We start from the raw sequence: 24873 nt of genomic DNA on the forward strand, positions 1-24873 counted from the left end.
CACGGGGCCGCTCCTTCGGGGGCGGCCCCGTGGTGCGTCGGTACACTCCCAGCCATGTCCGTGCCGAAGATCCTCCTGTTCTACCGGTTCGTGCCGCTGACCGACCCCGAGGCCGTGAAGCTGTGGCAGTTCGAGCTGTGTACCCGTCTGGGGCTGCGTGGCCGCATCATCGTGTCCCCGCACGGCATCAACGGCACGCTCGGCGGGGAACTCGACGCCTGCAAGGCCTATCTCCGCGCGACGAAGCAGTTCGCGCCGTTCAGAGAACTCGACGAGAAGTGGTCGGCCGGCACCGGCGTCGACGACGCCGGCGCCTCGCTCGACTTCCCGCGGCTGTCGGTCAAGACCCGCCCGGAACTGGTCGCCTTCGGCGTACCCGACCTCGAAGTCACCACCGACGGTGTGGTCGGTGGGGGAGTGCGGCTGACGCCCGACGAGGTGGACGCCCTGGCGGCGGACCGACCGGACGTCGTCTTCTTCGATGGTCGCAACAAGATCGAGGCGGAGGTGGGCCGGTTCGACGGCGCCGTCGTCCCCGACGTGGTGAGCACGCCCGATTTCGTGGCCGAACTCGACTCAGGCAAGTACGACCACCTCAAGGGCCGCCCCGTCGTCACCTACTGCACCGGCGGGGTCCGCTGCGAGATCCTCAGCGCCCTGATGAAGGACCGGGGCTTCGAGGAGGTCTACCAGCTCGACGGCGGCATCGTGCGCTACCTGGAGCGGTTCGGGGCATCGTCGCGGTGGAAGGGTGCGCTCACCGTCTTCGACGCGAGGGAGACCGTGGCGCCCGAAGGAGCCGAGCCCATCGGCGCGTGCCACCGCTGCGGCACGGCCACCTCGCAGCTGGTGAACTGCGCCGACCTGGCGTGCCGCGTCCGGCTGGTCACCTGCCCCGACTGCGCGGCGCAGCCGGTGGGTTGTTTCGCCCATCCCACCGCTGCCTGACCCAAATCTAGATTCGGGGTTCTGGACGACACCACATCTAGATCCGACGCCCGGCGCCAATCGCCCCGAATTCAGATTCGGGGGCGTGCACGACACCAAATCTAGATTTGGTTCTTCGGGTGGGTGAGTAGAGTGGATAGTCTCGTCACCATGGTTTCTGATCTGGCCCGATTGCTGCAGGAGATCATGGACGTCGAGTCCGTGTCGGGGAACGAACGCGAACTCGCAGACCTCGTCGAGCGCCGCCTCCGGCGGTTGCCGCATCTGACGGTCTTCCGCGACGACGACTGTGTCGTCGCACGCACCACCCTCGGCCGGGCCGAGCGGGTGGTCGTGGCCGGTCACCTCGACACGGTGCCGGTGGCGGGGAACCTGCCGTCGCGGCGGATCGAACACGCCGACGGCGACCGCATCTGGGGCAGGGGTGCCTGCGACATGAAGGGCGGCGTCGCCGTCATGCTGCACCTCGCGGAAACCCTGACCGCGCCCAACCGCGACATCACGTGGATCTTCTACGACCATGAAGAGGTGGAGGCCACCCGCAACGGGCTCGGCCGCTTGGCGCGTAACCGGCCTGACCTCATCGAGGGGGACTTCGCCGTCCTGATGGAACCCACCTCAGCCCACATCGAGGGAGGCTGCCAGGGCACCATCCGCGTCGAACTGTCGACGACGGGCACCGCAGCCCACAGCGCGAGGTCCTGGATGGGCCACAACGCCATCCACGATCTGGCCCCCGCCCTGCAGACGCTGGCCGAGTACCGGGGCGAGGAGATCGAGGTGGACGGGCTCGTCTACCGCGAGGGGCTCAACGCCGTGGCCGTCTCCGGTGGCATGGCCTCGAACGTCATCCCGCCCCGGGCCACCCTCACGATCAACTACCGTTACGCGCCGGACAAGTCCGGCGACGAGGCGCTCGCGCTGTTGGGGCGGTGGTTCACCGGGTACGAGATGAAAGTCACCGACCTGTCACCCGCCGCCCGCCCCGGGCTCACCCTGCCGCTCGCGCGCGAATTCGTCGACGCCATCGGCGAGCCTGCAGGCCCCAAGTACGGCTGGACGGACGTCGCCCGCTTCAGCGCCCTCGGCGTACCCGCCGTGAACTACGGCCCGGGGGATCCGGCCTACGCGCACCGCGACGACGAGTTCTGCCCCGTGTCCGACCTGGAGAAATGTGCCGCGGGGCTCACCCGTTGGCTCACCGCCGCTGAGGAGACCCGCTCATGACCGAACCCCGCCCCCAGGACCTTGAGCCCGGACGCCGTCGGCGCCAGGGCCCCGTCGTGTTGCGCGGCCAGGAGCTCAACCAGCCCATGGCCGACAGCGCGCTGCTGGAGAAGGAGGACAAGCAGGGGTGGACCCACTGGGACCCGTGGCGGGTGCTGCGGATCCAGTCGGAGTTCGTCGACGGCTTCGACGCCCTCGCCAAGCTTCCCCCCGCCGTCAGCATCTTCGGGTCCGCGCGTACCAAGCCCGGTTCGCCCATGTACAAGGCCGGCGAGGAACTCGGCAGGAGACTCGTGCAGAAGGGCTTCGCCATCATCACGGGCGGGGGCCCGGGCATCATGGAGGCCGGCAACAAGGGCGCCATGGACGCCGACGGCTGTTCCGTGGGGCTCGGCATCGAGCTGCCGCATGAGCAGGGCCTCAACGACTACATCACGCTCGGGATCAACTTCCGCTACTTCTTCGTCCGCAAGACGATGTTCCTCAAGTACAGCCAGGGCTTCATCACCATGCCGGGCGGCTTCGGCACCCTCGACGAACTGTTCGAGGCGCTCACCCTCATCCAGACCGGCAAAGTGACGCACTTCCCGATGATCCTGTTCGGCACCGAGTACTGGTCGCCGCTGATCGACTGGGTGCGCGGCACCGTGCTGGGCGGCGGCTACATCTCCGACGGCGACCTTGACCTGGTCACGCTCACCGACGATGTCGACGAGGCGGTCGAGGCGATGGGGGAGCCCGGGCAGTTCGGTACTGTTTAGCCCATGTGGATCGCCATCTCCGTGGTAGCCCTCGCCGTGCTGGGGGCCGCCGTCTATGCCGGATCGGGCAAGTTGGGCGCCATGCCGCAGGTAGCGGTCAACGACAGGCCGAAGGGCAACGTTCCGGCGGGCCCTGTCACCCCGGAATTCCTGGAGGTGCTGCGGGTGCCCAGGGCCTTCACCGGCTACCGCCCGGAGCAGGTGGACCCCTACCTCGCCGGCATCGCATCAGGCCGTGCTGCACCGGCCGGCACGCAGTCGTTCGACGTCGTCAGGCGCGGTTACGACATGCAGGTGGTCGACGACCTGATCGAGCGTCCCCGCCCCTCCCAACTCCCGGAAATGGCCGACGACAGCGTCGCGGAAGACGACCAGGCGGCGTTCCGGCCGCCCACTGCAGAGCCGGCTTTGGTGGCCCAACCGGGCACGAACTTGCCGGATGCGGAATAATGGGCCGCAACGCAGTTCGTCTAGTCACAAGAATGAGGGTTGCAGATGGCAGCGATGAAGCCCCGCACCGGCGACGGTCCGATGGAAGTCACGAAGGAAGGCCGCGGCATCGTCATGCGCGTCCCCGTTGACGGAGGTGGGCGTCTGGTCGTTGAGATGAACGCTCAGGAAGCCACCTCGCTGCTCGATGCACTCAAGGGTGTCGTCGGCTGAGTTCCCGCCGAAACATGACAAGGGCCGCCCCTCGGGGCGGCCCTTGCAGGTTGGTGCAACCGTGCTCCCTCAGCGGGAGCGATGCGCCTCGATCGCCTTCTGGTAGACGTCCACGGTCTCCCGGGCGATCTTCGCCCAGGAGAATTCGTCGATGCAGCGCTGCCGGCCGGCCTTGCCGAACCGCTCCGCCAGGGCCCCGTCGCGGGTGACGCGGTTGATGGACTCGGCGAAGCCCGCCTCGAAGTCGGCGACGTAGTGGGGGTCGTCGGCCTGAGCGGGGTCGTAGGCGACCAGCAGGCCGGTCTCGCCGTCGACGACGACCTCGGGGATGCCGCCCACGGCACTGGCCACGACGGGGGTCTCGCAGGCCATCGCCTCGAGGTTGACGATGCCGAGCGGCTCGTAGATGGACGGGCACGCGAACACCGTCGCGTTGGTCAGCACCTGGCGCACAGCGGCGCGGGGGAGCATCTCCTGGACCCAGATGACTGGTGCGGTGCGCTGCTTCTGGAGCTCGACGAACGCCGCGTCGAACTCGGCGGCGATCTCCGGGGTGTCGGGGGCGCCGGCCAGCAGCACCACCTGGGTGTCCGGGTCGAACTGCGTGGCCGCGCGGACCAGGTGCACCAGGCCCTTCTGCCGGGTGATGCGACCCACGAACGCGACGGACGGGCGGTCCAGGTCGACGCCGAGCTCGCGCAGGACCGTCGTGTCGTGGTCCGGCCTGAACTCGTCGGTGTCGATGCCGTTCTTCACGACGTGCGTCCTGGCGGGGTCAAGGTTCGGGTAGGACTCGAGCACGTCGCGCCGCATGCCGACGCTGACGGAGATGACCGCGTCGGCGGCCTCGTAGGCGGTCTTCTCGGCCCATGACGAGACGCGGTAGCCGCCCGCCAACTGCTCGGCCTTCCAGGGACGGTGGGGCTCGAGCGAGTGGGACGTGACCACGTGGGGGATGTCGCGCATCAGCGCGGCCAGGTGACCGCCCATGTTCGCGTACCAGGTGTGGGAATGGACGATGTCGACGTCACCCACCGCGGCGGCCATCGACAGGTCCGCCCCGAGCACCCTCAGCGCCGCGTTCGCGTCCGGCGGAAAAGTCTCGGCGTGGGCTGTGGCGCCGTCGCGTGGCTCGCCCATGCAATGGACTTCCACGTCGATGAGGGCGCGGAGTTGGGGCACGAGTTGAGCGACGTGAACCCCCGCTCCGCCGTAGATCGACGGGGGGTACTCCCGGGTCAGCAGGGACAGCTTCATCGTCATGCGAACATCGTTGCATATCGTTTCTGTCTCAGTGCCCGAGACAGGAGGCTCAAATTCATGGAAACGAACGCACATGGGCCGGAAAGGCAATAGGTTCAGGGCATGGTCGCACGCCCCAGAGTCTTGTCAATCGTTCTTGCTGGTGGTGAGGGGAAGCGGCTCATGCCGTTGACGGCCGATCGGGCCAAACCCGCGGTGCCCTTCGGCGGCACCTACCGCCTCATCGATTTCGTGCTGTCGAACCTCGCGAACTCGGGCCTACGGCAGATCGCGGTCCTCACTCAGTACAAGTCCCACTCCCTGGACCGCCACATCGCCAAGACGTGGCGGTTTTCGACCATGTTGGGCAACTATGTCGCCCCTGTCCCGGCGCAGCAGCGGCTGGGGCCGCGGTGGTACCAGGGCTCCGCAGACGCCATCTACCAGTCGCTGAACCTGATCCTCGACGCGGACGCCGACTACATCGTGGTCTTCGGCGCCGACAACATCTACCGCATGGACATCGAGCAGATGCTCGACGCGCACATCGACTCCGGCCTCGGTGCCACCGTCGCCGGCATCCGCGTGCCGCGGAAGGAGGCCTCCGCCTTCGGCATCATCGACGCGGCGGCGGACAACCGCATCAAGAACTTCCTGGAGAAGCCGGCAGACCCGCCCGGCCTGCCGGATTCGCCGCACGAATCATTCGCGTCGATGGGCAACTACGTGTTCTCCACCAAGGCCCTCATCGAGGCGCTGAAGGCGGACGCCGAGGATCCGACGGCCCGCCACGACATGGGCGGTGACATCATCCCGTGGTTCACCGAGCAGGGCGAGGCCCAGGTGTACGACTTCAAGGACAACATCGTCCCCGGAGCCACGGAGAAGGACGTCAACTACTGGCGTGACGTGGGCACCATCGATGCCTTCCACGAAGCGCACATGGATCTCGTCAGCGTCGACCCGGAGTTCAACCTGTACAACGAGGACTGGCCCATCTGGACGGACCTGGTGCAGGCCCCGGGCGCCAAGTTCGTCATCCGCGGCCGCGCCGAGGACTCCATCGTGACACCGGGTTGCATCATCTCCGGCGGCGAGGTGGAGCGCACGGTGCTGAGCCCCAACGTCCGCGTCGACAAGTGGGCGCAGGTCTCGGATTCGGTGTTGATGGAGAACGTGCGGATCGGCCGCGACGCAGTGGTGCGCCGCGCCATCCTCGACAAGAACGTGGTCGTCCCCGACGGCGTGCAGATCGGCGTGGATCCCCAGCACGACAAGGCCCGCGGCTTCGACGTCTCCGCGGCCGGTGTCGTGACCATCGGTAAGAACGTCACTATTCCCCGCGACTGACCCCACACATGCGAATCGGGCCCGGCATAGCGCGGGCCCGATTCTCTGTGTCGGTGGGGATCAGGCTGCGAAGCCCAGGTTCTCCAACAGGCCGACGTAGGCCTCAGCTACACCGTCCGCGACGCGCCCCATCGGCGCCCGGCACGGGCCGACGTCGAAGCCCCGCAGGCCGAGACCGGCCTTGACCATCATGCAGCCCTGCGTCGCGAAGACGCCCTGGAAGGCGGGCAGCACGTGCTGGTTCGCGGCGATGGCCTCGGCCACGCGACCGGCCAGGAAGTGCTCGATGATCTCGCGGGCCGCAGGGGCCGTGAAGTGGGTGGAGGTGCCCACGACGCCGACGCCGCCGACAGCCAGCAGCGGTAGCAGGTATGCGTCGTCACCCGCGTAGTACGCCAGGTTGGTGCGGGACAGGACGGTCGAGGTCGACACGATGTTGGCCTTGGCGTCCTTGACCGCCCGGATCCGGGGGTGGCCGTCCAGACGGATCAGCATGTCTTCGGGAATGGGGATGCCTGAGCGGTGGGGGATGTCGTAGAGCATCACGGGAAGGTCAGTGGAATCGGCAACGGTGACGAAGTGCGCCTCCAGCGCATCAGCCGGCGGGCGGGAATAGTAGGGGGTGACGACGAGCAGCCCGTCGGCGCCCATCGACGCGGCCTGCTGCGCCAGGTCGACGGTGTGCGCGGTGCTGAAGGTGCCGACGCCGGCCACGATGCTGGCGCGGTCACCGACGGCGGTGACGACCGCGTCGAGGATCTGGCGCTTCTCCACGTCCGACGTGGTCGGCGACTCGCCGGTGGTGCCGTTCACGACGAGACCGTCGTGGCCCAGATCGTCCACCAGATGAGCGGCCAAGCGCGCGCACTGCGCATAATCGACCTCCCGACCATCGGGGGTCATGGGCGTCACCATTGCGGTGAGAACGCGGCCGAACACCGGCATCATGTCGTCGTCTGGACTCATGCGCCACATCTTAGGTCAAGACGCGCCGTGCCTTAGTAGGCTGTGGCCGTGAGCACTCCTGTCGAGAACCCCACCGCAGCCAGCTGGACCTTTGCGGAGGACCATGTGTCGCCGTCCGAAGCCGTCGCCGAGGCGCGTGATGAAGCAACCGTGTCCGGCCTCACGCCGGTGACCACGGGAGAGATCGCCCTCCTGAAGGTGCTGACGCGGGCCATCGGGGCTGGCCACGTCGTCGAGATCGGCACGATGATGGGCGCCACCGGGCTGACGTTCCTCGAGGGCATGGGCTCCGACGGCATCCTGACGTCGATCGACGTGGAGGCCGACAACCAGATCCCCGCCCGCGAGTTCTTCCTGAAGTCGGGGTTCCCGACGTCGCGGTTCCGCCTGATCGCCGGCTCGCCCATCGAGGTGATGCCGAAGCTGCGCGACGGCGCCTACGACATCGTCTACATCTCCGGCGACAAGCTGGAATACGTCGAGTACGTCGCCGGTGCGCTGCGCCTGCTCCGCCACGGTGGGCTGTTGATCGTGCGGGACGTGCTGTGGCACAACAAGGTCGCCGATCATTCGGACGAGTCCGACGAGGTCATCATCATCCGTGAAGCCCTTGAGGCGATCACCCAGTCTGAGTCCTACACCCAGGCGCTCCTTCCGGTGGGCAACGGCCTGCTGGTGGCGGTCAAGGACTGAGCCGCCGCCGTTGCCGCCGCCCCCGGGGCGCAGGCTGTCTCTCCGGCCGTCACCGCTGTCTCCGCCGCGCACGGGGCGGCGAGGACAATCCACCGTCCCGCCTCGCCCGGCGTTCAGCCCACAGGGAACCTTTCGGGCGCGCGGCGCGTTATACCTAGAGAGTCACAGCTTGTTCACAGGTTGCTCTGGCAATGTATCCGGGTATGGAGAGGCCCCCTATGTTCCGAGGAAGCAAGACGGCCAAGGCTGTCGCGCATACTTGGGTCGCGCCCACCTGGCAGGAACTGGTCCGCGACCATTCCGCCCAGGTGTATCGCCTCGCCTACCGCCTCACCGGCAATCAGCACGACGCGGAAGACCTCACCCAGGACGTGTTCGTGCGCGTGTTCAAGTCGATCCACAATTTCCAGCCCGGGACTCTCGAGGGCTGGCTGCACCGAATCACGACAAACCTCTTCCTCGACCAGGTCCGCCGCAAGCAGCGCATCCGCTTGGACGCCCTGTCGGTGGCCCCAGACCATGTCTGGGGCGAAAGCACTGGCCCCGAGGAACTGCACGACGACGCCGAGCTTGACGCCGACGTCTCCGCCGCCTTGCGCGCGCTCAGCCCTGAGCAGCGCGTCGCGGTGGTCCTGTGCGACATTGAGGGGCTGAGCTACGAAGAGATCGCCAAGGTTCTCGACGTGAAGCTCGGCACGGTGCGTTCCCGGATCGCCCGCGGCAGGGCAGCACTGCGCGAAGCCCTCGCGCACCGTGCGCCCACCGGGGGACGAACGCGCTATGCCGGAGTGTCCTGAATGGCCAAAGGCCCCTGCGAGAAATTCCACCCAGATCTGTCGGCCTATGCCGACGGGACTCTGCCGCCCAAACGCTGGGAACAGGTGACCTACCACCTGGCGGGCTGTGACAGCTGCTGCGAGGAGGTCCGGGGCATCAGCGACGTGTGCTCGAAGCTGAGCACCTACCGTTCCACCGGCACCCCGGATTCGCTGGCCGCCCGGCTCGAGAACATCGCCGGCGAACACGCCGCCACCCCCCTCTACATGGCTCACGGAGCCGGGGACCTGCCCTCCCAACGCCGACGCAGGGCCCAGTTCGCCTACCAGGGCGGCGTCGCGCTGCTCGCCGTCATGGTGTCCGCCGTCGTGATCGCGGTGCTCGTTGCGCCCACCCCCGTCAAGGTGTCGGATCCGGTCAAGGCCGCGCGGGAGCAGTACTCCCGGTCGCTGACCGCCATCAGCGTCAACGAAGCCGTGGGTGCCATGCTGCTCGCCAACGAGCGCGGCGCTGACTTCGGTGCCCCGGAGAGCTACGTGCCGCTCACCTCGGAGACTGAATCGCTGCCCATCACCCGTGAACTGGCCGCCAACCTCTTGCGGCGCGCCGCCGACGCTGATTACAGCCTCACCGGCACGCAGCGGGTGTGGGCCAGCGACGGCGAAGGCCGCTACCGCACCGCAGACGTGCGCACCACGAAGATGGCGGGCTTCGGTGCCCAACTGGAAGTGCTCGACGTGCGCGGCGACCTGTTCGGCTCGGCCTTCCTGCCGGAGGTCGGCACCAGCCCCGTCGAGGCGCCCTGGGGGTGGGAATACTCCCGCAGCGGCACCACTGAGCAGGTGGCGGGCCGCGACGCAGTGCGCATCCAGGCCAACTCCGGCGAACTTCCGGCTGCCAGGTGGTGGGTCGACGCCGCCACCGGAATCATGCTCTGGGCCGAACGCTACGACGCCCTCGGCCGGGTCAACCTGGCCGTCGGTTACAAGCAACTCTCCCTGGACGACGCCTCGTTCGAGCCGGACGACTCGGCCCAGCTGATCTCGCTCCAGCCCGCCTCCTCCTCTGAGGCGGACGACTGGTGCGTCGGCCTGGACGCCTGCCCCCGCGAAGTGGGTGGCATGTCCCTGGTGGCGTACTCGTCGTCGGAGAAGGACGAGTCGCCGTCGATGAGCCTGGTCTACTCGGATGGCTATCACACCGCCGTCGTCGACTGGACCACCGGCGTGCTCGGCGACGGAGCACTCACCGAGAGTGACCGCGCGGCGGACATGACGGTGGAGGTCTGGCAGGCGGGCGACGGGGTGCTTTCGGTGGCCTGCGACTGCGCGCCGGCCATGATCAAGGCCATCGCCGGAGAGCTCCCAGAACCCGAGGCCTACCGGGAGACGATCGCCGAGAAGATCGCCGGCGGGCTCGTTCGCATGACCAGGGTGCGCTGATCCGGCCGCGGCCGGGTAGCCTATAGCCGTGTTTGGCATCAGTGCGACGGATCTCGTCATCATCCTCGTGCTGGCCGTGCTCATGTTCGGCCCCGAGAAGCTCCCCGAGTATTCGCGCAAGGCCGCGCGGCTCTTCGTCTTCTTCCGTGATGTGGCGAACAACGCCAAGACCACGCTGGCAACCGAACTGGGCCCCGAGTACGCAGACCTGGAGCTGCGTGACCTGCACCCGAAGGCCTTCATCGCCAAGCAGTTGCGCGAGGAGGTGGCCCTCATCGAAGACGCCAAGCGCGAACTGCTCGAGGCACAGGACACGCTGAAGTCGACAGCCACAGAAGTGAAGAGCGCGGCGAACGTGAATGCGCTGAAGAACGCCGCGGCGGACGGGTCGGCGCTGGACGAGCCTCCTGCGGACGCCCTGGCACTCGCCGGCCCCGTCGCCTCACCCTTCGATCCCGAGGCGACCTAGATCAGGTCGGGATCCAGCGCCTGGTAGGCATGCCAGGCCGGCACTTCGTAGGGATGTGCGGCCAGCATGGCGTCGATGGCCGCTCTCGCGTGCTCGCGCGTGCAGACGGCCTCGATCCGGACCTCCTCCACCACGGTGAGCTCACCGCTGGTGCCGATGAACGGGTCTGCCGCGTCGCTGGGGCGGAAACGTCCCTCGCCCGGGGAACTGAAGCTGCAGGCGGAGTACTCACCGAGCTGTCCCGCCCCGCCCCCCGCCAGCGCGGAGCGCACGGCGTCGGCGTGGGAGAGCGGGGCGAAACAGACGATGACGATCATTGCTGCCTCAGGCGTTGGTTGACAGCGGGAGCCGGTGCCCGAGGAGCCCGCGCTTGGTGGCGGCGATCTGGTTGGCCAGGTCGATGATGGCGGTGGCAGACGGGTGCTCCGGGTGGCTCTCCACGATGGGCAGGCCGCGGTCTCCGCCGGCGAGCAACTGCTCGTCGAACGGGATCTGGGCGAGCATGGGCACGTCGTAGACGACGCGGTCCGTGAGGGCCTCGGCAACGAGCGTGCCGCCGCCGGAGCCGAACAGCTCGATCCGGTGGGTCTCGGTGCAGTGGGGGCAGGTGGTCTCGAGCCAGCTCATGTTCTCCACGACACCGATCACGCGCTGCTCGAGGATGTGCGCCATGGTGCCGGCGCGTTCGGCGACCTCTGAGGCAGCCGACTGCGGGGTGGTCACCACGAGCACCTCGGAGCTGGGGATCTTCTGGCCCAGCGACATGGCGACGTCGCCGGTGCCGGGCGGCAGGTCGAGGAGCAGGTAGTCGAGGTCGCCCCAGTACACGTCCGCCAGCAGCTGGGTGAGCGCCCGGTCCAGGATGGGCCCGCGCCAGGCGACCACCTGGTCACGCGAGGGCTTCAGCATGCCCACGGAGATCACCTTGAGACCACCGATGGCGGGCACCGGCATGATCATGTCGTCGACGACGGTGGGGCGCGCGTCGCCCAGCCCCAGGAGGTCCGGGATGGAGTGGCCGTAGATGTCCGCGTCGAGGATGCCGACGGAGCGGCCCTGCCTGGCCAGCGCCAGGCCGAGGTTGACCGTGACCGACGACTTGCCGACGCCGCCCTTGCCGGAGGCCACGGCGATGACGCGGGTGAGGTTGCCGGGCTCGGCGAACTGGATCTTCCGCTCGACGGCGCCGCCGCGCAGCATCGAGCGCATCGCCTGGCGCTGCTCGTCGTTCATCACGCCGAGTTCGACGTTGACGGCGGAGACGCCCTCGACGGCCTCGACCGCCTTCGTGACCCGGCCGGTGATCTCGCTGCGCATGGGGCAGCCGGAGACCGTCAGGAGGACGCGGACGAACACGGTGCCGTCGTTGCTCGCCTGGATGTCGTCGACCATGCCCAGGTCGGTGATGGGGCGCCGGATCTCGGGATCCTCCACGGTGTGGAGTGCGGCGCGGACGTGCGGGAGCAGCGGGTGTTCAGTCACGGTGTCCTTCATATCTGGAGGTGCTTGTGCCCTCCACGGTACCCGGGGTGTACCGCCCCGGGGTATCGGGTCCGCCTGGGGGATTGACCCTCGTCAAGCGGGTGGTCAGCGCCGGGAGTTGAGGGCGTCGCCGAGGATCATGACGCAGGTGGCCACCAGGGCAGGCACCCAGAGCTCGGCCAGGCTGGCCACCACGACGACGGCGGGGCCCAGCACCACGCTCACCGTCAACCGCTCGCGGTAGCCCAGGCGGGTCCGCGAACCCGGGGCGAGCAGGTAGCGCCACAGGGCGAAGTAGCCCAGGACGAACAGCGCGGCCACCACGGCCCCCAGCCACCAGCCGCCGGCGATCCGCCACAGGGAGATCGCGCCCACCACGATGAGGGCCAGGTGGCCGATGAGCAGGACGATGCCGAACCAGCGCACCTCGGTGGCCGATTCGGCGACCTCGGAGACCTCGTCGGGGTGCACCTCGTTGCGTGTCTCTCGCCGACCCGTCACCGCGCCTCCTTCTTCTCGGTCTTCTCATCTGCGCGTTCCAACCGGTCCGTCAGTTCACGCAGTTCGCTACGCAGTTCACCACGGACGAAGTCGCGCGTGGCCAGTTCACCCAGATGCATGCGGATGGCGGCGATCTCGCGCGCGAGGAAGTCCATGTCGGCCCGCGACTGCTGCGCCACGCGGCGGTCTTCGTCGAGACTCAATTTGTCGCGCACCTCCTGACGGTTCTGTGCCAGCAGGATCAGTGGCGCGGAGTAGGAGGCCTGCGTCGAGAAGAACAGGTTCAGCAGGATGAACGGGTAAGGGTCCCACTTCAGCCCGAAGAGGCCGATGAGGTTGATCATCACCCACACGATGACGAAGACCGTCATGTAGACGAGGAACTTCGCGGTGCCCATGAATCGTGCGAAGCTCTCGGCGAAGATGCCGAACGTCTCGGAGTCGACGGCGACCTTGGGCAGCCAGGAACGTCGGCCCGGCGTCGAAAGGGGATTGCGCTCAGACATCGGCAGCCTCGCTCACCTCGCTGGCGTCCACCTCGTCCATGAGGTCACCTCGCCAGTCGTCGGGGAGCATGTGGTCGAGCACGTCGTCGACCGTCACGGCGCCCACCAGGTGCCCCTCCTCGTTGACCACGGGGGCCACGACGAGGTTGTACGTCGCGAAGAAGCGGCTGACCTGCGCGAGGGGGGTGTGGGGGCGCAGCGGCTCCAGGTTGTCGTCGATGAGCGTGGTCACCATGATGGTGGGGGGTTCGCGGAGCAGGCGCTGGATGTGGACCGCCCCGACGTAGCGGCCCGAGGGCGTCTCCAGTGGCGGGCGCGTGATGAACACCATGGAGGCCAGGGCGGGGGTGAGGGCCTCGACGCGGGCGTGGGCCAGCGCCTGCGCGACGGTGGCGTCAGTGTCGAGGATGATCGGCTCGGGCGTCATCATGCCGCCGGCGGTGAACTCCTCGTAAGCCATGAGGCGGCGCACGTCGGCCTGTTCCTCGGGCTCCATGCGCTGGAGGAGGTCCTCGGCGACATCGGCCGGCAGGTCGCGCATGAGGTCTGCCGCGTCGTCGGGGTCCATCTCGGACAACACGTCTGCGGCGCGCTCCATGTCGAGTTGCGAGATGAGCTCGATCTGCTCGTCCTCGGGGAGTTCCTCGATGGCCTCGGCGAGGATATCGTCGTCGAGCGCGTCGATGACCTCGGCCCGCGACTCCGGCTCCAGGTCGTGGAGTTCCTGCGCGATGTCGGCGGCCTTCATGTCGGTGAACTCGGCGATGAGGTGAGCGGCGGTGCGGCCGGTGGACAGGATGAGGTCCGGGATCTCCTTCCAGGAGACCACCTCGGGCTTGCCGCGGCCGCCGAACCCGAAGCGGCCGACTCCGGTCGAGGCGCGCAGCGCCACGGTGGCGAGTTCCCATTCGCGATTGCGCACCTGGGCCATGGAGATGTCCTCGATCCGCGTGGGGCGGTCGCGGTGGATGTTGCGGTCGAGCAGATCCGCGGCGACGAGGACCTCGGCCTCGCGTCGCTGGAAGCGCCGGGTGTCCACCTGGCCGAGGATGGCCACCTGGTTGGGGCTGATGTCGTGCACGCGGATCATCGGCACGAAGATGCGGGCCCTGGCGAACAGCTCGACCACGAGGCCCTTCACCCTGGGCGCGCGGCCGTCGGCGCGGAGGAAACACACCACATCCTTCACGCGCCCCACCTGGTCACCAGCCGCGTCGACGATGGGCATGCCCAGCACACGCGAGATGAAGACCTGCGTATCTTTGCTGACCATGGGGGTAAATGTACTGGGAACGGAGCGGAAATGACTGGTAGGCACCAGCGCGCCAGGCGCACCATCCTCGCGGTGCCCGGTTCGAGTGAGCGGTTCATCGCGAAGTCCACCGGGCTCGACGTCGACGAGGTGTTCCTCGACCTCGAGGACGGCGTGGCCGTGGGCGCCAAGGAGGAGGCTCGCGGGCTGATCGTCGAGTCCCTGCGCACGTTGACGTGGAAGGCGCCGACGGTGTCGGTGCGCGTCAACGACTGGATGACGCCGTGGACCCTCCGGGACGTGCTCGAGGTGATCGGTGGGGCCGGGGCCGCCGTGGACAGCGTGATCCTGCCGAAGGTCTCCACCCCGGGGCACGTCGAGGCCCTCGACCTGCTGCTCACCCAGGTGGAGCGCGAGCACGGGCTGGCGGTCGGGCGGATCGGGATCGAGGCGATCATCGAGGACGCCCGGGGCCTCGCTGCGGTGCAGGCCATCGCCGCGGCCAGCCCGCGGCTGGAGTCGCTGACGATGGGTCCAGGCGACATGATGGCCTCGCTCGGGATGCCCGGCCTGGGCGTCGGCGCCCTGGTCGACGGCTACCCGGGGGATCCGCTGCACCACGTGTTCGCCCAGATCCTGGTCGCCGCCCGGGCCAACGGGCTTCAGGCGATCGACGGGCCGTACGTCGCCATCCATGACCTCGACGGCTTCCGGGCCGCGGCCAGGAGGGTCGCGGCCCTCGGCTACGACGGCAAGTGGGTGTTGCACCCCACGCAGGTGGGCGCGGGGACTGAGGTCTTCACCCCATCGACGGAGGCGATCGAGCGCGCCCGGGCGATGGTGGACGCGGCTGACCGGGCGGCAGAACGCGGTGTCGGGGCTGTGCTGCTCGGCGACGAGATGGTCGACGAGGCCGGGGTGAAGCTCGCCCGGGCGCTCCTCGGCCGCATCGCCGAAACCCGGTGAGCGGCGTCTGCGGGGTCGCGTAGGCTTGAAAGCGGTTCAAGGAGGACACAATGGCCGAGCCCGCATCGCCGATGGGGAAGTTGATGAAGCTCAACTACCCACAGCACGTCGTCGAGTACTCGACGTATGAAGAGGCCCAGTCCGCCGTCGACTACCTCGCCGACAACAAGTTCCCAGTCGAGAACATCATGATCGTGGGCACCAACCTGAAACTGCTGGAACGCGTCACGGGTCGTCGCACCTGGGGCGGCGTGATCGCGGCCGGCGCGGCCTCGGGCGTCATGACCGGCCTTCTCGTGGGCCTCATGCTGATGTTCTTCGTGGGCGGCGGCAACGCCACCATGCTGTGGGTGGGCCTGGCCATGGGCATCCTGTTCGGCATCATCGCCCAGGGCCTCACGTACGCCATGAGCGGCGGCAAGCGCGATTTCAACTCGCAGCGCGTCACGGTGGCGGCCAGCTACGAGGTGCTCGCCGAACACCGCGTTGCCCAGTCAGCGCGGGACCTGCTGATGCAGCGCCCCGGCGCACGAGCGGCGCTCTTCGAGTGACGGCGGAGTTCTGGGACAACCGCTACTCGCATCCCAACTACTTCTACGGGTACCGCCCCAACGATTTCCTGAAGCAGCAGTCCTTCCTGCTCAAGCCCAACTCACGGGTGCTGTGCCTGGGCGACGGCGAGGGCCGCAACGGCGTCTACCTCGCCGGGCTGGGGCACCGCGTCGTGAGCCTCGACTTTTCCCGTGTCGCCCTCGACAAGGCGGCGGCGCTCGCTGCGGAGAAGGGCGTTGAACTCGAGACGTGGCACGTCGACCTGGCCAGCTGGGTGCACAACCCGGACCCGCTCGAGCAGTGGGATGGCGTGGTGTCGATCTTCGTGCACCTGCCGCCTGACCTGCGCCGACGCGTGGCTCAGGTGGTCACGCGCCAGTCGGCTCCGGGCGCCAAGTTGATCCTGGAGGCGTACACGCCGGCGCAGCTCTCGCTGGGCACGGGCGGGCCGAAGGACGTGGACCTGCTGCTGAAGCGCGACGACGTGGCGGCAGATTGGCAGGGCTGGCACCTCGACGTACGGTTGCTGGAGCGGCGGATCTTCGAGGGCATGGGGCACCAGGGGCTCAGCTCCGTCGTCCAGGCCCTCGGCCTTCGCGTCGGCTGAGGCAACCGGAGACACCCTTCGGGCCTGCGGGGGGTCTCCGGTAGGTTAAGGCCCACCGAGTCGTGAGGAGTGCCGCATGGATCTCAACTGGAGCTACTACAACCCCAACTCGCCCGCAGAGCGGGTACTGATAGTCGGACCGAGCCTCGGCGGCAACGCCGCCCATCAGTGGACCAAGGTGGCCGCTGAACTGATCGACGACGTGCGTGTCGTGTTCGTCGACCTCCCCGGCACCGGCCTGGGTGCCGTCTGGGACGACGCGGACGAGCCGTCGCTCGACACCGTGGCCGCCGCCATCGCCGACGTGGCGGACGAGGTGCGCGCAGACCTTGGCGGGGACGTACCCGTGTACTTCGCAGGGCTCTCGATCTCCGGCGCCACCGCGCTGCACCTGGCGCGTGACTACGCGAAGAGCGTCGCCGCCGTCGCCGTCGTGGCGTCCTCGGCCAAGGTGGGGGAGAGCGAGCGCTGGCGTGAGCGGGCCGACGCCGTCGACGCCCGCGGCACGCAGCGCCTTCTGGAGGAGACCACCAAGCGGTGGTTCACCCCGGCGTTCCGGGCCGAGCAGCCCGCCGCGGTCGACGCGATCATGGAGGGTCTGGCCTCGTCGGACGACCACTCCTACGCGCAGCTGTGCCGGGCCCTGGCCGAGCACGACGTGCGCGACGATCTCGGCCTCATCCGCATCCCCGTGATGATGATCGCCGGCGAACGCGACACCTCGACGCCGCTGGCCAACGTGGAGGCTGTCGCGGAGGGTGTGCTGCGCGGTGCGCTGCACGTCGTCGACGGCGCGGCACACATGGTGCCGGTGTCGCATCCGGTGCAGGTCGCTGAGCTGCTGCGTGGGCTTCTGGAGCGCCCGCTCGCCAGCCGCGTCGTGAGCGAGTCCGAAGACTGAGGCCCGCTGGAGCCGGCCGAGCTGGGGCCCTGGCCGGGCGCTGGGCGCCCGGCCAGGGGACCGTCACCCGGCGTCGCGTAGGTCCCTCATCCACTTCTCGACGGCGTCGGTCTCGCGGGGCAGCGACCCGGACAGGTTGACCGGGTCGCCGTCCGTGATCAGGATGTCGTCCTCGATCCGGATGCCGATGCCGCGGTACTCCTCTGGCACCAACAGGTCGCCCTGCTTGAAGTAGACGCCGGGCTCCACGGTGATGATCATGCCGGCCTTCAGCGTGCCCCCGCGGTACAGCTCCGCGCGGGCTGCGGCGCAGTCGTGCACGTCGAGGCCCAGGTGGTGGCTGGTGCCGTGCACCATCCATCGGCGGTGGAAGCCGCCCTCCTCGGACAGGGATTCCGCGGCTGACACCGGGAGGATGCCCAGTTCCTCGAAGAACTCTGCCAGCACCGTAATGGCGGCCTGGTGCACGTCGGCGAACAGGTTGCCCTTGCGGCACGCCTCGATGCCCGCCGTCTGGGCGGCCAGGACGGCCTCGTAGACGCGGCGCTGCGGCTCGGTGAACGCGCCATTGACGGGCATGGTGCGGGTCACGTCGGCGGTGTACAGCGTGTTGACCTCGACGCCCGCGTCGAGCAGGAGGAGGTCGCCGTCGACGAGGTCGCCGTCGTTGCGGATCCAGTGCAGAGTGTTGGCGTGGTCACCGCCGGCGGAGATCGTGTCATACCCGACGGCGTTGCCCAGGTGCCGGGCGTGCAGGCCGAAGATGCCCTCCACCCAGCGCTCGCCCCGGCCGTTCCTGACGGCGGCGGGCAGTTCGCGGGCCACGGCCTCGAAGCCGACGCGGGTGGCGTCGATTGCGCGCTTCATCTCGCCCACCTCGAACTCGTCCTTGACGAACCGGGCCTCGGAGACGGAACGTGCCAGGTCGGCGTCGAGCGCGGTGGCCAGGTCGCCGCGCGCCTGGTCGACCATCTCCGTGATGGCCGGGTCGGCGTCGCGGATGACGAGCGTGCGGTTCCCGGCCTCGCGCAGCACCTCAGCGAGGTCGGCGATGGCCCGGGAGTTCAGCTGCGTGGCCGCGGCCATCTCCTCGAGGGAGTCACGCTTGCCCACCCACACCTCGCCGTAGCGCGAATCCGCGTAGAACTCGCGGTCCGTGCGCGGGGCGCGGGGCTTGAAGAAGAGCGTGGCTTCGTCGTCGCGGATGACGAGGACGGCATCGGGCTCGCGGTCCTCGCCGAGACCGCTGTAGTACGTGAACGCGGTGTGCGGGCGGAACCGGTAGTCGGTGTCGTTGGAGCGCACCTTCAGCGGGCCGGCGGGGATGACGAGCGTCTGGCCGGGGTACTCCGCCGCCAACTTCTTGCGGCGCGCAGCCGTCCACTCACTGGCGGGCAGCTTCTCCGGCATGACGTCGGAATAGGGCTCCCAATCCTGGACGATGAACTTCTTGAACGCCTCGGAATAGGGGTCCCGGCGGTTCTCGGATGCGTCAGAGGGTGCGATCATGGCCGCCACTTTACGCTGCTGGCGCAGACCCACAGCAGGCGATCCTGGGGAACCGCTAGACCTTGCGGATGCGGATGGCCTCGATCGTGTGGTCACGGTCCTTGACCAGGATGGCCGTGGCGCGCTCCCGCGTGGGCGTGATGTTCTGCCGGAGGTTCGGGCCGTTGATGGTGTCCCAGATCTGGCCGGCGAGCTCGACCGATTCGGCGTCGGACAGGTCCATGAAACGGCGGAAGAAGCTGCGCTGGTCCTGGAAGGCGGTCTCCCGGAGGGTGAGGAAGCGGTCCAGGAACCATTCCTTGATGTGCTCCTCCTTGGCGTCCACGTAGACCGTGAAGTCGAAGAAGTCGCTCACCGCCAGGCCCGGGTGGCCGTCTGCCTCGATGCGGGCGGGCTGCAGCACGTTGAGACCTTCGACGATGAGGATGTCGGGGCTCTCCACCACGATGTGCTCGCCCTCCACGATGTCGTAGACGAGGTGCGAATAGACCGGGGCGAGCACCCGGGGTTCGCCGGACTTCACGCCCATCACGAACTGCAGGAGCGCCCGGCGGTTGTAGGACTCGGGGAAGCCTTTGCGGTCCAGCAGCCCGCGACGCTGAAGCTCCGCGTTGGGATAGAGGAAGCCGTCGGTGGTGATGAGATCCACCTTGGGGGTGCCGGGGGCGCGGCGCAGGAGTTCCTGCAGCAGGCGCGCCACCGTCGATTTCCCCACAGCCACGGAGCCCGCCACGCCGATCACGAACGGCGTGCGCTGCACATCGAGGCCCAGGAAGTCGTTGGACTGGGCGTAGAGCCGCCCGGTGTTGACCATGTGGAGGTGCAGCAACTGCGTGAGCGGCCGGTAGACCTCCGCGATGTCCAGTTGGCTCGTCGGGTCGCCGAGGCCCCTCAGCCTGGTCAGTGTTTCTTCGTCGAGATTGATCTGGGTGGCGTTCGACTTCTCGGCCCACGCGCGGCGTTGCAGCGTGACGTACGGTTCGGGCACAGCGCTCCTCGGTTGCTGGGTGTGCAGCCAGCAAGCATACGCCCGGCGTGTCTCCGTGGCAGGCGCGCCCCGCGGAAGCGCCCACCACGGGCGGCGGTAGTCAGCACCTCGAAGTGTCAATGTCAAGAAGTGGGCAAGGGTGCTGTACGGTTTTCGACGTGTGTGGAATCGTTGGATACCTCGGAACCCGTGACGGACTCGACGTTGTACTGAGCGGTCTGCGCCGCCTCGAGTACCGCGGCTATGACTCGGCCGGCATCGCCATGCCGCATGACGGGCAGATCGCCTGGCGCAAGCGCGCCGGCAAGATCGCCAACCTGTCAGCGGCCATCGATGAGGACCCCCTGCCCCGCAGCGCCGTCGCGATCGGCCACACGCGGTGGGCCACCCACGGCGCGCCCAACGATGCCAACTCGCACCCCCACGTCGCCGAGCGCATCGCCATCGTGCACAACGGCATCATCGAGAACCACGACAAGCTGCGCGCAGAACTCCACGGTGCCACGTTCACCTCGGAGACCGATTCCGAGGTCGCCGCGCATCTGCTGAACAAGGAAGTGCACGGGGGAGCCAGCCTCGTGGAGGCCATGCGCACCGTGGCGGCCAAGCTCGAAGGGGCCTTCACCCTCGTCGCCGTCGACGCGCAGGACCCTGACCGCATCGTGGCGGCCCGTCGGAACTCTCCGCTCGTGGTGGGCAAGGGTGACGGCGAGTACTTCCTCGCCTCGGACGTCGCCGCGTTCATCGCGCACACCCGCGACGCCGTCGAGCTCGGCCAGGACCAGATCGTCGAGATCACCCCTGATGGCGTCAACGTCACCACGTTCGACGGCGGCCCCGCCGAGACGAAGGACTTCCACGTCGACTGGGACCTGGAGGCCGCGCAGAAGCAGGGCTTCGACTGGTTCATGCGCAAGGAGATCTTCGAGCAGCCCAAGGCGGTCGCCGATACGCTCCTCGGCCGCCTCAACGAGCGCGGCGAGCTCGTCCTCGACGAACTGCGGATCAGCCCCGAGACCCTGCGCCGGATCAACAAGATCGTGATCGTGGCCGCGGGCACCTCCTTCTACGCCGGCCTGGTGGCCAAGTACGCCATCGAGCACTGGACCCGCATCCCCTGCGAGGTGGAGCTGGCCTCCGAGTTCCGCTACCGCGACCCCATCGTCGACCCCATGACGCTGGTGGTCACCATCTCCCAGTCCGGCGAGACCGCAGACACCCTGATGGCCATCCGCCACGCCCGCGAACAGCACGCCAAGGTGGTGGCCATCTGCAACACCAACGGCTCCACCATCCCGCGTGAATCCGACGCCGTGATCTACACCCACGCGGGGCCGGAGATCGGCGTCGCGTCCACGAAGGGCTTCACCACGCAGCTGGTGGCCTGCTACCTGCTCGGGCTGTACCTGGCCCAGGTCCGGGGCATGAAGTACGGCGACGAGATCGCCGCGCTGCTGGCAGAGCTGGAGCGGATGCCTGCCGCCATCCAGCAGGTGCTGGACAACAAGCAGCCCGTGCTGGACCTCGCCGCCGAACTCGTCGACGCCACGTCGGTGTTGTTCCTGGGACGGCACGCCGGGTACCCCGTCGCGCTGGAGGGCGCCCTGAAGCTCAAGGAACTGGCCTACATCCACGCCGAGGGCTTCGCCGCCGGAGAGCTGAAGCACGGCCCCATCGCGCTCGTCTCCGAGGGCCTGCCGATGTTCGTGATCGTCCCGCCCCGCGGCCGCGACCAGTTGCGCGACAAGGTCATCTCCAACATCGCCGAGGTGCGTGCCCGCGGCGCCCGCACGATCGTCCTGGCCGACGCCGACGACGAGGAGGCGCGCGCCGTCGCGTCGAACTTCATCGAACTGCCCAAGGTGTCGACGCTGCTGCAGCCCCTGGTCGCCGTCATCCCGCTGCAGCTGTTCGCCTGCGAACTGGCGACGGTGAAGGGTCACGATGTCGACCAGCCGCGCAACCTGGCGAAGTCCGTCACCGTCGAGTAGGGGGGCGGTCCGACACGGCTACGGCCCTCGTGCCTCGGACGCGTCCGGCTCAACCAGCGTTAGGGTGCTTCCATGATCGTGGGCATCGGGACGGACCTAGTGGTCATCGAGCGTTTCAAGCGGATGCTCGAGGAAAGGCCCAAACTCGGCGAGCGCCTCCTCACCGACGGCGAGCGCAAGCTCTCCGTCGAATCCCAGGCCGCGCGTTTCTCGGCCAAGGAGGCCCTGGCCAAGGCGCTCGGGTCGCCGGGCGGCATGCGGTGGCTCGACTGCGAGGTGGTCCGCTCCGACGAGGGCGTCCCGTCGTTCGCGACGACGGGCTCGGTCGCCGCCCGGATAGAGGCGCTGGGTGTGAGGCGCATCCATTTGTCCATCAGCCATGACGGTGGCTTCGCAACGACCATGGTGGTGTGCGAAGCATGAAGCAGGTCATCAGCGCGCAACAGATGCGCGACGCCGAGCAGCGTGTCTTCGACGCCGAACCCGACGTCGACCTCATGGGCCGGGCGGCCCTCGCGGTCGCTCAACTGGCTGAGGCGATTGCACCCCACGGCCCCGTTCTCGTGGCCGTCGGCCCCGGCAACAACGGGGGAGACGGGCTGTTCGCCGCCGCCCACCTGGCGGACCACCGGCCCGTCACCGTTTGGCCGGCGATGGGGAAATGCCATGAAGCCGGCCTGGCCGCCGCCCGTGGGGCAGGGTGCCACGTGGTCGACGCCGTGGGCGCCGCCGCCGCCCTGGCTGATGCGGCCCTGGTGATCGACGCGGTGACGGGCCTCGGTTCACGCCCGCACCTGCCCACCACCACCGCGACCTTCGCGGAGGCGTGCGACGCCGCGGCCGTCCCCGTGCTCTCCGTGGACCTCCCCAGCGGCCTCGACGCCGATTCCGGGCACCCGCACAACAGCTTCCGCGCCGAACACACCATCACCTTCGCCGCGTTGAAGGCCTGCCACGTGCAGGAGCCCGCGGCGTCGCGCTGTGGCGAGGTGCACGTCGCGGACATCGGGGTCGCACTCCCTGAGGGTGCCCCGAGGGACGGGCAGCGGGGCGCGTCGAAGGGTGCGGGCCTCGAGGAGGTGCGACAGGCGGAGGAGGCCGACGTGGCCCTCTGGTGGCCGGTTCCCGATGCCACCTCCGACAAGTACTCGCGCGGCGTGGTGATGGTGGACACCGGGTCCGAGCACTACCAGGGAGCGGCCCTCCTCAGCATCGCGGGAGCTGTCAACGCGGGCGCCGGCATGGTGCGCTACACGGGCCGCGTGCACTCCGGCCTGGTGCTCACCCGGTTCCCGAGCGTGGTGATGGGCGAGGGCAGGGCTCAGGCGATGGTGTTGGGGTCGGGCTGGGGCGACACCGACGGCGCCGAAGGGCGAGTCGCCAACGCCAAACTGCACGGCCTGCCCGCAGTCGTGGACGCCAACGCCCTGTACGCGCTGCCGCAGGGGCGGCTCGACGGCTGGTTGTTGACTCCGCACGCCGGTGAACTGTCCCGGATCCTCGGTTGCTCGCGGTCGCACGTGGAGAACGAGCCGGTCAGTTGCGCGCGGGAGGTGGCCCGCAGCACTGGGGCGGCCGTTCTCCTCAAGGGAGCCACGCAGTACGTGGCTGAGCCGTCGGGGCGCGTGACGATCGCGGTCCCCGGGCCCAGTTGGACGGCCCAGGCCGGTTCGGGTGACGTGCTCGCCGGCATCTGCGGCACGTTGCTGGCGGCAGGTCTGCCGGCGTGGAAGGCCGGTGTGCTGGGGGCGAGCATCCAGGCGATGACCGCCTGGCGCCATCCCGGGCCCTACCCGCCGGACGTGCTTGCCGGGCGGCTGCCCGAGGTGATCGCCTCGATCACTCCCCGGTGAAGAGTCCTTCGCCGATCCAGCCGCCCTCCTGGAAGCCCGGCGGGATCACGAACACGGCCGAGCCGATGGCCGTGGTCCACTCGTTGAGCGCGTCGCCCTGATCCAGCATCCGCTGCACGGGGATGAACTGGTCGGCGATGTCCGCCTGGAAGGCGCAGAAGATCAGGCCCGACGTCTCGACCGCCGTGCCGTCGACCCAGTCGTCGTGGGTGTAGTTGAGGCCGCGCCGCAGCATCCGGCGGCCGTTGTTCTGCGACGGATGGCTCCGCCGGGAGTGGGCGTCGAGCGCGATGACCGGCGCCCCGTCCTGCGTGGCCCCGAGGTCGACGTCGTCGCGTTCCCCACCCCCGGTGAGCGGCGCGCCGGTGTCGAGCCGACGACCCACCGACGCCTCCTGCCGGTCCCGCACGGCTTCGTCCCACCCCACGAGATCCATCTCGATGCGCCGCACCACCAGTTGGGTGCCGCCGGTGAGCCACTCGTCGGTGGATACGACGGCGGCGCTGAGGGTGTCGCCGGTGGGGTTCGCCGAGCCGTCCACCTGGCCGAAGAGGTTGCGCCCGGTGACCGCGGCACCCGTGGCGTCGACGGAGCGCCAGGAGCCGCGCTGGGCCCATCGTCGGGTGGCGAACGGGGCGGCGTCGGTCACGAACCGGCGCACGGCGTGGGCGACGCTGGTGGCGTCGTCGGCGGACACCCAGACGAGGAGGTCGCCGCCCGTCCAGCGCTGGTCGAGCGCGTCGTGCTGCATGGGCGGGATCTCCTGGAACCCGGCCGGGCGCTTCGCCTGCAAGCCGTCCAGTTCGAAGACGCGGGGGCCGAGGCCCACCAGCGCGGTCAGTGAGACGCCGGGTTGGGCCATGTGAGGCGCGAAGTCGCCCGCGGCGGGGCGGCCCTCCGTGAGCGCCACCACATCGCCCGTCCAGGCCCGGAGCAGCCGGCCGAGCGCAGCCTTGTCGGTCTGGGGGAGCAGGTCGAAGGCGACGAGCTCGCTCACCTGGGTCTTCGGTGTGAAGATGCCGGCCTGGTGCGCGCCGTAGGGGGAGTAGGTCTGTCCGACGACGCCGCCGTCGGTTCCCTGGTCTGGAGCGGGTGAAGCGGTGGCGCGCCCGGCCACCACTCCGGCAGCGCCGGCGATGCCGGCGGCACCGGCGTAACCGAACACCCCTCGACGGCTGACCTTGGACATGGCGCTCAGTGTACGTGTCTTCCGGCCCCTCATCGCCC

Annotated in this window: 27 protein-coding genes; 17 read left to right on the forward strand and 10 right to left on the reverse strand. The window is 68.8% G+C overall.

The genetic code is table 11. The features are described from left to right. Positions 1 to 54: 54 nt before the first annotated feature. The 5 genes from J7D54_RS03795 (at position 55) to J7D54_RS03815 (ending at position 3599) form a co-directional block, all read left to right on the forward strand. The gene (locus J7D54_RS03795) at positions 55 to 948 is read left to right on the forward strand and encodes a rhodanese-related sulfurtransferase (RefSeq protein ID WP_182761973.1); all 894 of its coding nucleotides are present in this window, start codon (positions 55 to 57) and stop codon (positions 946 to 948) included. A gap of 150 nt (positions 949 to 1098) precedes the next feature. Further along, positions 1099 to 2175: a succinyl-diaminopimelate desuccinylase gene (gene dapE / locus J7D54_RS03800; protein ID WP_182761971.1), complete on the forward strand. Its 1077-nt coding sequence runs from the start codon at positions 1099 to 1101 to the stop codon at positions 2173 to 2175. Continuing rightward, complete coding sequence (locus J7D54_RS03805; RefSeq protein ID WP_182761969.1) at positions 2172 to 2936, forward strand: TIGR00730 family Rossman fold protein; 765 nt, start codon at positions 2172 to 2174, stop codon at positions 2934 to 2936. The genes dapE and J7D54_RS03805 overlap by 4 nt, the downstream gene beginning before the upstream one ends. A gap of 3 nt (positions 2937 to 2939) precedes the next feature. Next, the gene (locus J7D54_RS03810) at positions 2940 to 3386 is read left to right on the forward strand and encodes a hypothetical protein (RefSeq protein WP_182761967.1); all 447 of its coding nucleotides are present in this window, start codon (positions 2940 to 2942) and stop codon (positions 3384 to 3386) included. A 45-nt stretch (positions 3387 to 3431) separates the two neighbouring features. Then, a complete protein-coding gene (locus J7D54_RS03815; protein WP_076059707.1) occupies positions 3432 to 3599 on the forward strand; it encodes a DUF3117 domain-containing protein in 168 nt (55 codons plus the stop codon). Between the two features lie 69 nt (positions 3600 to 3668). Here the strand turns inward: J7D54_RS03815 and glgA are convergent, their stop codons facing one another. Continuing rightward, positions 3669 to 4856, reverse strand: a complete 1188-nt coding sequence (glgA, locus tag J7D54_RS03820) for a glycogen synthase (RefSeq protein WP_182763309.1) — start codon at positions 4854 to 4856, stop codon at positions 3669 to 3671. Between the two features lie 108 nt (positions 4857 to 4964). Between glgA and glgC the strand changes: the two genes are divergently transcribed. Further along, positions 4965 to 6191: a glucose-1-phosphate adenylyltransferase gene (gene glgC, locus J7D54_RS03825; protein ID WP_182761965.1), complete on the forward strand. Its 1227-nt coding sequence runs from the start codon at positions 4965 to 4967 to the stop codon at positions 6189 to 6191. Between the two features lie 60 nt (positions 6192 to 6251). Here glgC and dapA read toward each other — a convergent pair whose 3' ends face one another. Further along, positions 6252 to 7157, reverse strand: a complete 906-nt coding sequence (gene dapA / locus J7D54_RS03830; protein WP_182761964.1) for a 4-hydroxy-tetrahydrodipicolinate synthase — start codon at positions 7155 to 7157, stop codon at positions 6252 to 6254. A gap of 48 nt (positions 7158 to 7205) precedes the next feature. Between dapA and J7D54_RS03835 the strand changes: the two genes are divergently transcribed. The 4 genes from J7D54_RS03835 (at position 7206) to J7D54_RS03850 (ending at position 10538) form a co-directional block, all read left to right on the forward strand. Then, on the forward strand, positions 7206 to 7850 hold the full coding sequence (locus J7D54_RS03835) for an O-methyltransferase (RefSeq protein ID WP_245244116.1): 645 nt from the start codon (positions 7206 to 7208) through the stop codon (positions 7848 to 7850). A 218-nt stretch (positions 7851 to 8068) separates the two neighbouring features. Then, positions 8069 to 8647 carry an RNA polymerase sigma factor SigE gene (gene sigE, locus J7D54_RS03840; protein WP_245244118.1) on the forward strand — a complete coding sequence of 193 codons (579 nt, stop codon included), beginning with the start codon at positions 8069 to 8071 and terminating at the stop codon, positions 8645 to 8647. Next, on the forward strand, positions 8648 to 10069 hold the full coding sequence (locus J7D54_RS03845; RefSeq protein ID WP_182761958.1) for a zf-HC2 domain-containing protein: 1422 nt from the start codon (positions 8648 to 8650) through the stop codon (positions 10067 to 10069). A 28-nt stretch (positions 10070 to 10097) separates the two neighbouring features. Beyond that, positions 10098 to 10538 (forward strand): sec-independent translocase, encoded by a 441-nt coding sequence (locus J7D54_RS03850; protein ID WP_182761956.1) that lies wholly within the window; start codon positions 10098 to 10100, stop codon positions 10536 to 10538. On the opposite strand, the gene J7D54_RS03855 is transcribed toward J7D54_RS03850, so the two are convergent. The 5 genes from J7D54_RS03855 to J7D54_RS03875 all read right to left on the reverse strand — a co-directional run bounded on the left by J7D54_RS03855 (position 10535) and on the right by J7D54_RS03875 (position 14300). Further along, positions 10535 to 10855, reverse strand: a complete 321-nt coding sequence (locus J7D54_RS03855; protein WP_182761954.1) for a hypothetical protein — start codon at positions 10853 to 10855, stop codon at positions 10535 to 10537. The genes J7D54_RS03850 and J7D54_RS03855 overlap by 4 nt on opposite strands. A 7-nt stretch (positions 10856 to 10862) precedes the next feature. After that, positions 10863 to 12020: an Mrp/NBP35 family ATP-binding protein gene (locus tag J7D54_RS03860; protein WP_370585829.1), complete on the reverse strand. Its 1158-nt coding sequence runs from the start codon at positions 12018 to 12020 to the stop codon at positions 10863 to 10865. 105 nt (positions 12021 to 12125) lie between these two features. Then, positions 12126 to 12521, reverse strand: coding sequence for a hypothetical protein (locus tag J7D54_RS03865; RefSeq protein ID WP_182761950.1), 396 nt, complete (start codon positions 12519 to 12521; stop codon positions 12126 to 12128). Beyond that, positions 12518 to 13027, reverse strand: a complete 510-nt coding sequence (locus J7D54_RS03870; RefSeq protein ID WP_182761948.1) for a DUF1003 domain-containing protein — start codon at positions 13025 to 13027, stop codon at positions 12518 to 12520. Before J7D54_RS03870 ends, J7D54_RS03865 begins: the two co-directional genes overlap by 4 nt. Further along, positions 13020 to 14300: a magnesium transporter MgtE N-terminal domain-containing protein gene (locus J7D54_RS03875; protein WP_182761946.1), complete on the reverse strand. Its 1281-nt coding sequence runs from the start codon at positions 14298 to 14300 to the stop codon at positions 13020 to 13022. Before J7D54_RS03875 ends, J7D54_RS03870 begins: the two co-directional genes overlap by 8 nt. A gap of 30 nt (positions 14301 to 14330) precedes the next feature. Between J7D54_RS03875 and J7D54_RS03880 the strand changes: the two genes are divergently transcribed. The 4 genes from J7D54_RS03880 to J7D54_RS03895 all read left to right on the forward strand — a co-directional run bounded on the left by J7D54_RS03880 (position 14331) and on the right by J7D54_RS03895 (position 17305). Next, on the forward strand, positions 14331 to 15245 hold the full coding sequence (locus J7D54_RS03880; protein WP_182761944.1) for a CoA ester lyase: 915 nt from the start codon (positions 14331 to 14333) through the stop codon (positions 15243 to 15245). Between the two features lie 50 nt (positions 15246 to 15295). Beyond that, positions 15296 to 15796, forward strand: a complete 501-nt coding sequence (locus tag J7D54_RS03885; protein WP_076059679.1) for a general stress protein — start codon at positions 15296 to 15298, stop codon at positions 15794 to 15796. Next, positions 15793 to 16404 carry a class I SAM-dependent methyltransferase gene (locus tag J7D54_RS03890; protein ID WP_182761942.1) on the forward strand — a complete coding sequence of 204 codons (612 nt, stop codon included), beginning with the start codon at positions 15793 to 15795 and terminating at the stop codon, positions 16402 to 16404. The genes J7D54_RS03885 and J7D54_RS03890 overlap by 4 nt, the downstream gene beginning before the upstream one ends. Before the next feature lie 76 nt (positions 16405 to 16480). Continuing rightward, on the forward strand, positions 16481 to 17305 hold the full coding sequence (locus J7D54_RS03895) for an alpha/beta fold hydrolase (protein ID WP_182761940.1): 825 nt from the start codon (positions 16481 to 16483) through the stop codon (positions 17303 to 17305). A 63-nt stretch (positions 17306 to 17368) separates the two neighbouring features. Here the strand turns inward: J7D54_RS03895 and J7D54_RS03900 are convergent, their stop codons facing one another. Together J7D54_RS03900 and coaA are read right to left on the reverse strand one after the other, a co-directional pair. Then, positions 17369 to 18814, reverse strand: a complete 1446-nt coding sequence (locus J7D54_RS03900; RefSeq protein ID WP_182761938.1) for an aminopeptidase P family protein — start codon at positions 18812 to 18814, stop codon at positions 17369 to 17371. 55 nt (positions 18815 to 18869) lie between these two features. After that, the gene (gene coaA, locus J7D54_RS03905) at positions 18870 to 19829 is read right to left on the reverse strand and encodes a type I pantothenate kinase (RefSeq protein ID WP_220486218.1); all 960 of its coding nucleotides are present in this window, start codon (positions 19827 to 19829) and stop codon (positions 18870 to 18872) included. A 131-nt stretch (positions 19830 to 19960) separates the two neighbouring features. Between coaA and glmS the strand changes: the two genes are divergently transcribed. The 3 genes from glmS (at position 19961) to J7D54_RS03920 (ending at position 23646) form a co-directional block, all read left to right on the forward strand. Further along, positions 19961 to 21793: a glutamine--fructose-6-phosphate transaminase (isomerizing) gene (gene glmS / locus J7D54_RS03910; protein WP_182761934.1), complete on the forward strand. Its 1833-nt coding sequence runs from the start codon at positions 19961 to 19963 to the stop codon at positions 21791 to 21793. A gap of 72 nt (positions 21794 to 21865) precedes the next feature. After that, positions 21866 to 22216, forward strand: a complete 351-nt coding sequence (locus J7D54_RS03915) for a holo-ACP synthase (RefSeq protein ID WP_182761932.1) — start codon at positions 21866 to 21868, stop codon at positions 22214 to 22216. Continuing rightward, positions 22213 to 23646: an NAD(P)H-hydrate epimerase gene (locus tag J7D54_RS03920; RefSeq protein WP_182761929.1), complete on the forward strand. Its 1434-nt coding sequence runs from the start codon at positions 22213 to 22215 to the stop codon at positions 23644 to 23646. Before J7D54_RS03915 ends, J7D54_RS03920 begins: the two co-directional genes overlap by 4 nt. Here the strand turns inward: J7D54_RS03920 and J7D54_RS03925 are convergent. Continuing rightward, positions 23633 to 24835, reverse strand: coding sequence for a Dyp-type peroxidase (locus J7D54_RS03925; RefSeq protein ID WP_245244122.1), 1203 nt, complete (start codon positions 24833 to 24835; stop codon positions 23633 to 23635). The genes J7D54_RS03920 and J7D54_RS03925 overlap by 14 nt on opposite strands. Positions 24836 to 24873 lie beyond the last annotated feature (38 nt).

It is taken from the genome of Tessaracoccus sp. MC1865 (assembly GCF_017815535.1).
In the GTDB taxonomy this organism is placed as follows: domain Bacteria; phylum Actinomycetota; class Actinomycetes; order Propionibacteriales; family Propionibacteriaceae; genus Arachnia.

Excerpts from the sequence above, each read along its gene's own strand:
- J7D54_RS03795 (WP_182761973.1), top strand. The coding sequence starts at position 55 with ATGTCCGTGCCGAAGATCCTCCTGTTCTACCGGTTCGTGCCGCTGACC.
- dapE (WP_182761971.1), top strand. The coding sequence starts at position 1,099 with ATGGTTTCTGATCTGGCCCGATTGCTGCAGGAGATCATGGACGTCGAG.
- J7D54_RS03805 (WP_182761969.1), top strand. The coding sequence starts at position 2,172 with ATGACCGAACCCCGCCCCCAGGACCTTGAGCCCGGACGCCGTCGGCGC.
- J7D54_RS03810 (WP_182761967.1), top strand. The coding sequence starts at position 2,940 with ATGTGGATCGCCATCTCCGTGGTAGCCCTCGCCGTGCTGGGGGCCGCC.
- J7D54_RS03815 (WP_076059707.1), top strand. The coding sequence starts at position 3,432 with ATGGCAGCGATGAAGCCCCGCACCGGCGACGGTCCGATGGAAGTCACG.
- glgA (WP_182763309.1), bottom strand. The coding sequence starts at position 4,856 with ATGAAGCTGTCCCTGCTGACCCGGGAGTACCCCCCGTCGATCTACGGC.
- glgC (WP_182761965.1), top strand. The coding sequence starts at position 4,965 with ATGGTCGCACGCCCCAGAGTCTTGTCAATCGTTCTTGCTGGTGGTGAG.
- dapA (WP_182761964.1), bottom strand. The coding sequence starts at position 7,157 with ATGAGTCCAGACGACGACATGATGCCGGTGTTCGGCCGCGTTCTCACC.
- sigE (WP_245244118.1), top strand. The coding sequence starts at position 8,069 with ATGTTCCGAGGAAGCAAGACGGCCAAGGCTGTCGCGCATACTTGGGTC.
- J7D54_RS03845 (WP_182761958.1), top strand. The coding sequence starts at position 8,648 with ATGGCCAAAGGCCCCTGCGAGAAATTCCACCCAGATCTGTCGGCCTAT.
- J7D54_RS03855 (WP_182761954.1), bottom strand. The coding sequence starts at position 10,855 with ATGATCGTCATCGTCTGTTTCGCCCCGCTCTCCCACGCCGACGCCGTG.
- J7D54_RS03870 (WP_182761948.1), bottom strand. The coding sequence starts at position 13,027 with ATGTCTGAGCGCAATCCCCTTTCGACGCCGGGCCGACGTTCCTGGCTG.
- J7D54_RS03875 (WP_182761946.1), bottom strand. The coding sequence starts at position 14,300 with ATGGTCAGCAAAGATACGCAGGTCTTCATCTCGCGTGTGCTGGGCATG.
- J7D54_RS03880 (WP_182761944.1), top strand. The coding sequence starts at position 14,331 with ATGACTGGTAGGCACCAGCGCGCCAGGCGCACCATCCTCGCGGTGCCC.
- J7D54_RS03885 (WP_076059679.1), top strand. The coding sequence starts at position 15,296 with ATGGCCGAGCCCGCATCGCCGATGGGGAAGTTGATGAAGCTCAACTAC.
- J7D54_RS03895 (WP_182761940.1), top strand. The coding sequence starts at position 16,481 with ATGGATCTCAACTGGAGCTACTACAACCCCAACTCGCCCGCAGAGCGG.
- J7D54_RS03900 (WP_182761938.1), bottom strand. The coding sequence starts at position 18,814 with ATGATCGCACCCTCTGACGCATCCGAGAACCGCCGGGACCCCTATTCC.
- J7D54_RS03915 (WP_182761932.1), top strand. The coding sequence starts at position 21,866 with ATGATCGTGGGCATCGGGACGGACCTAGTGGTCATCGAGCGTTTCAAG.
- J7D54_RS03920 (WP_182761929.1), top strand. The coding sequence starts at position 22,213 with ATGAAGCAGGTCATCAGCGCGCAACAGATGCGCGACGCCGAGCAGCGT.
- J7D54_RS03925 (WP_245244122.1), bottom strand. The coding sequence starts at position 24,835 with ATGTCCAAGGTCAGCCGTCGAGGGGTGTTCGGTTACGCCGGTGCCGCC.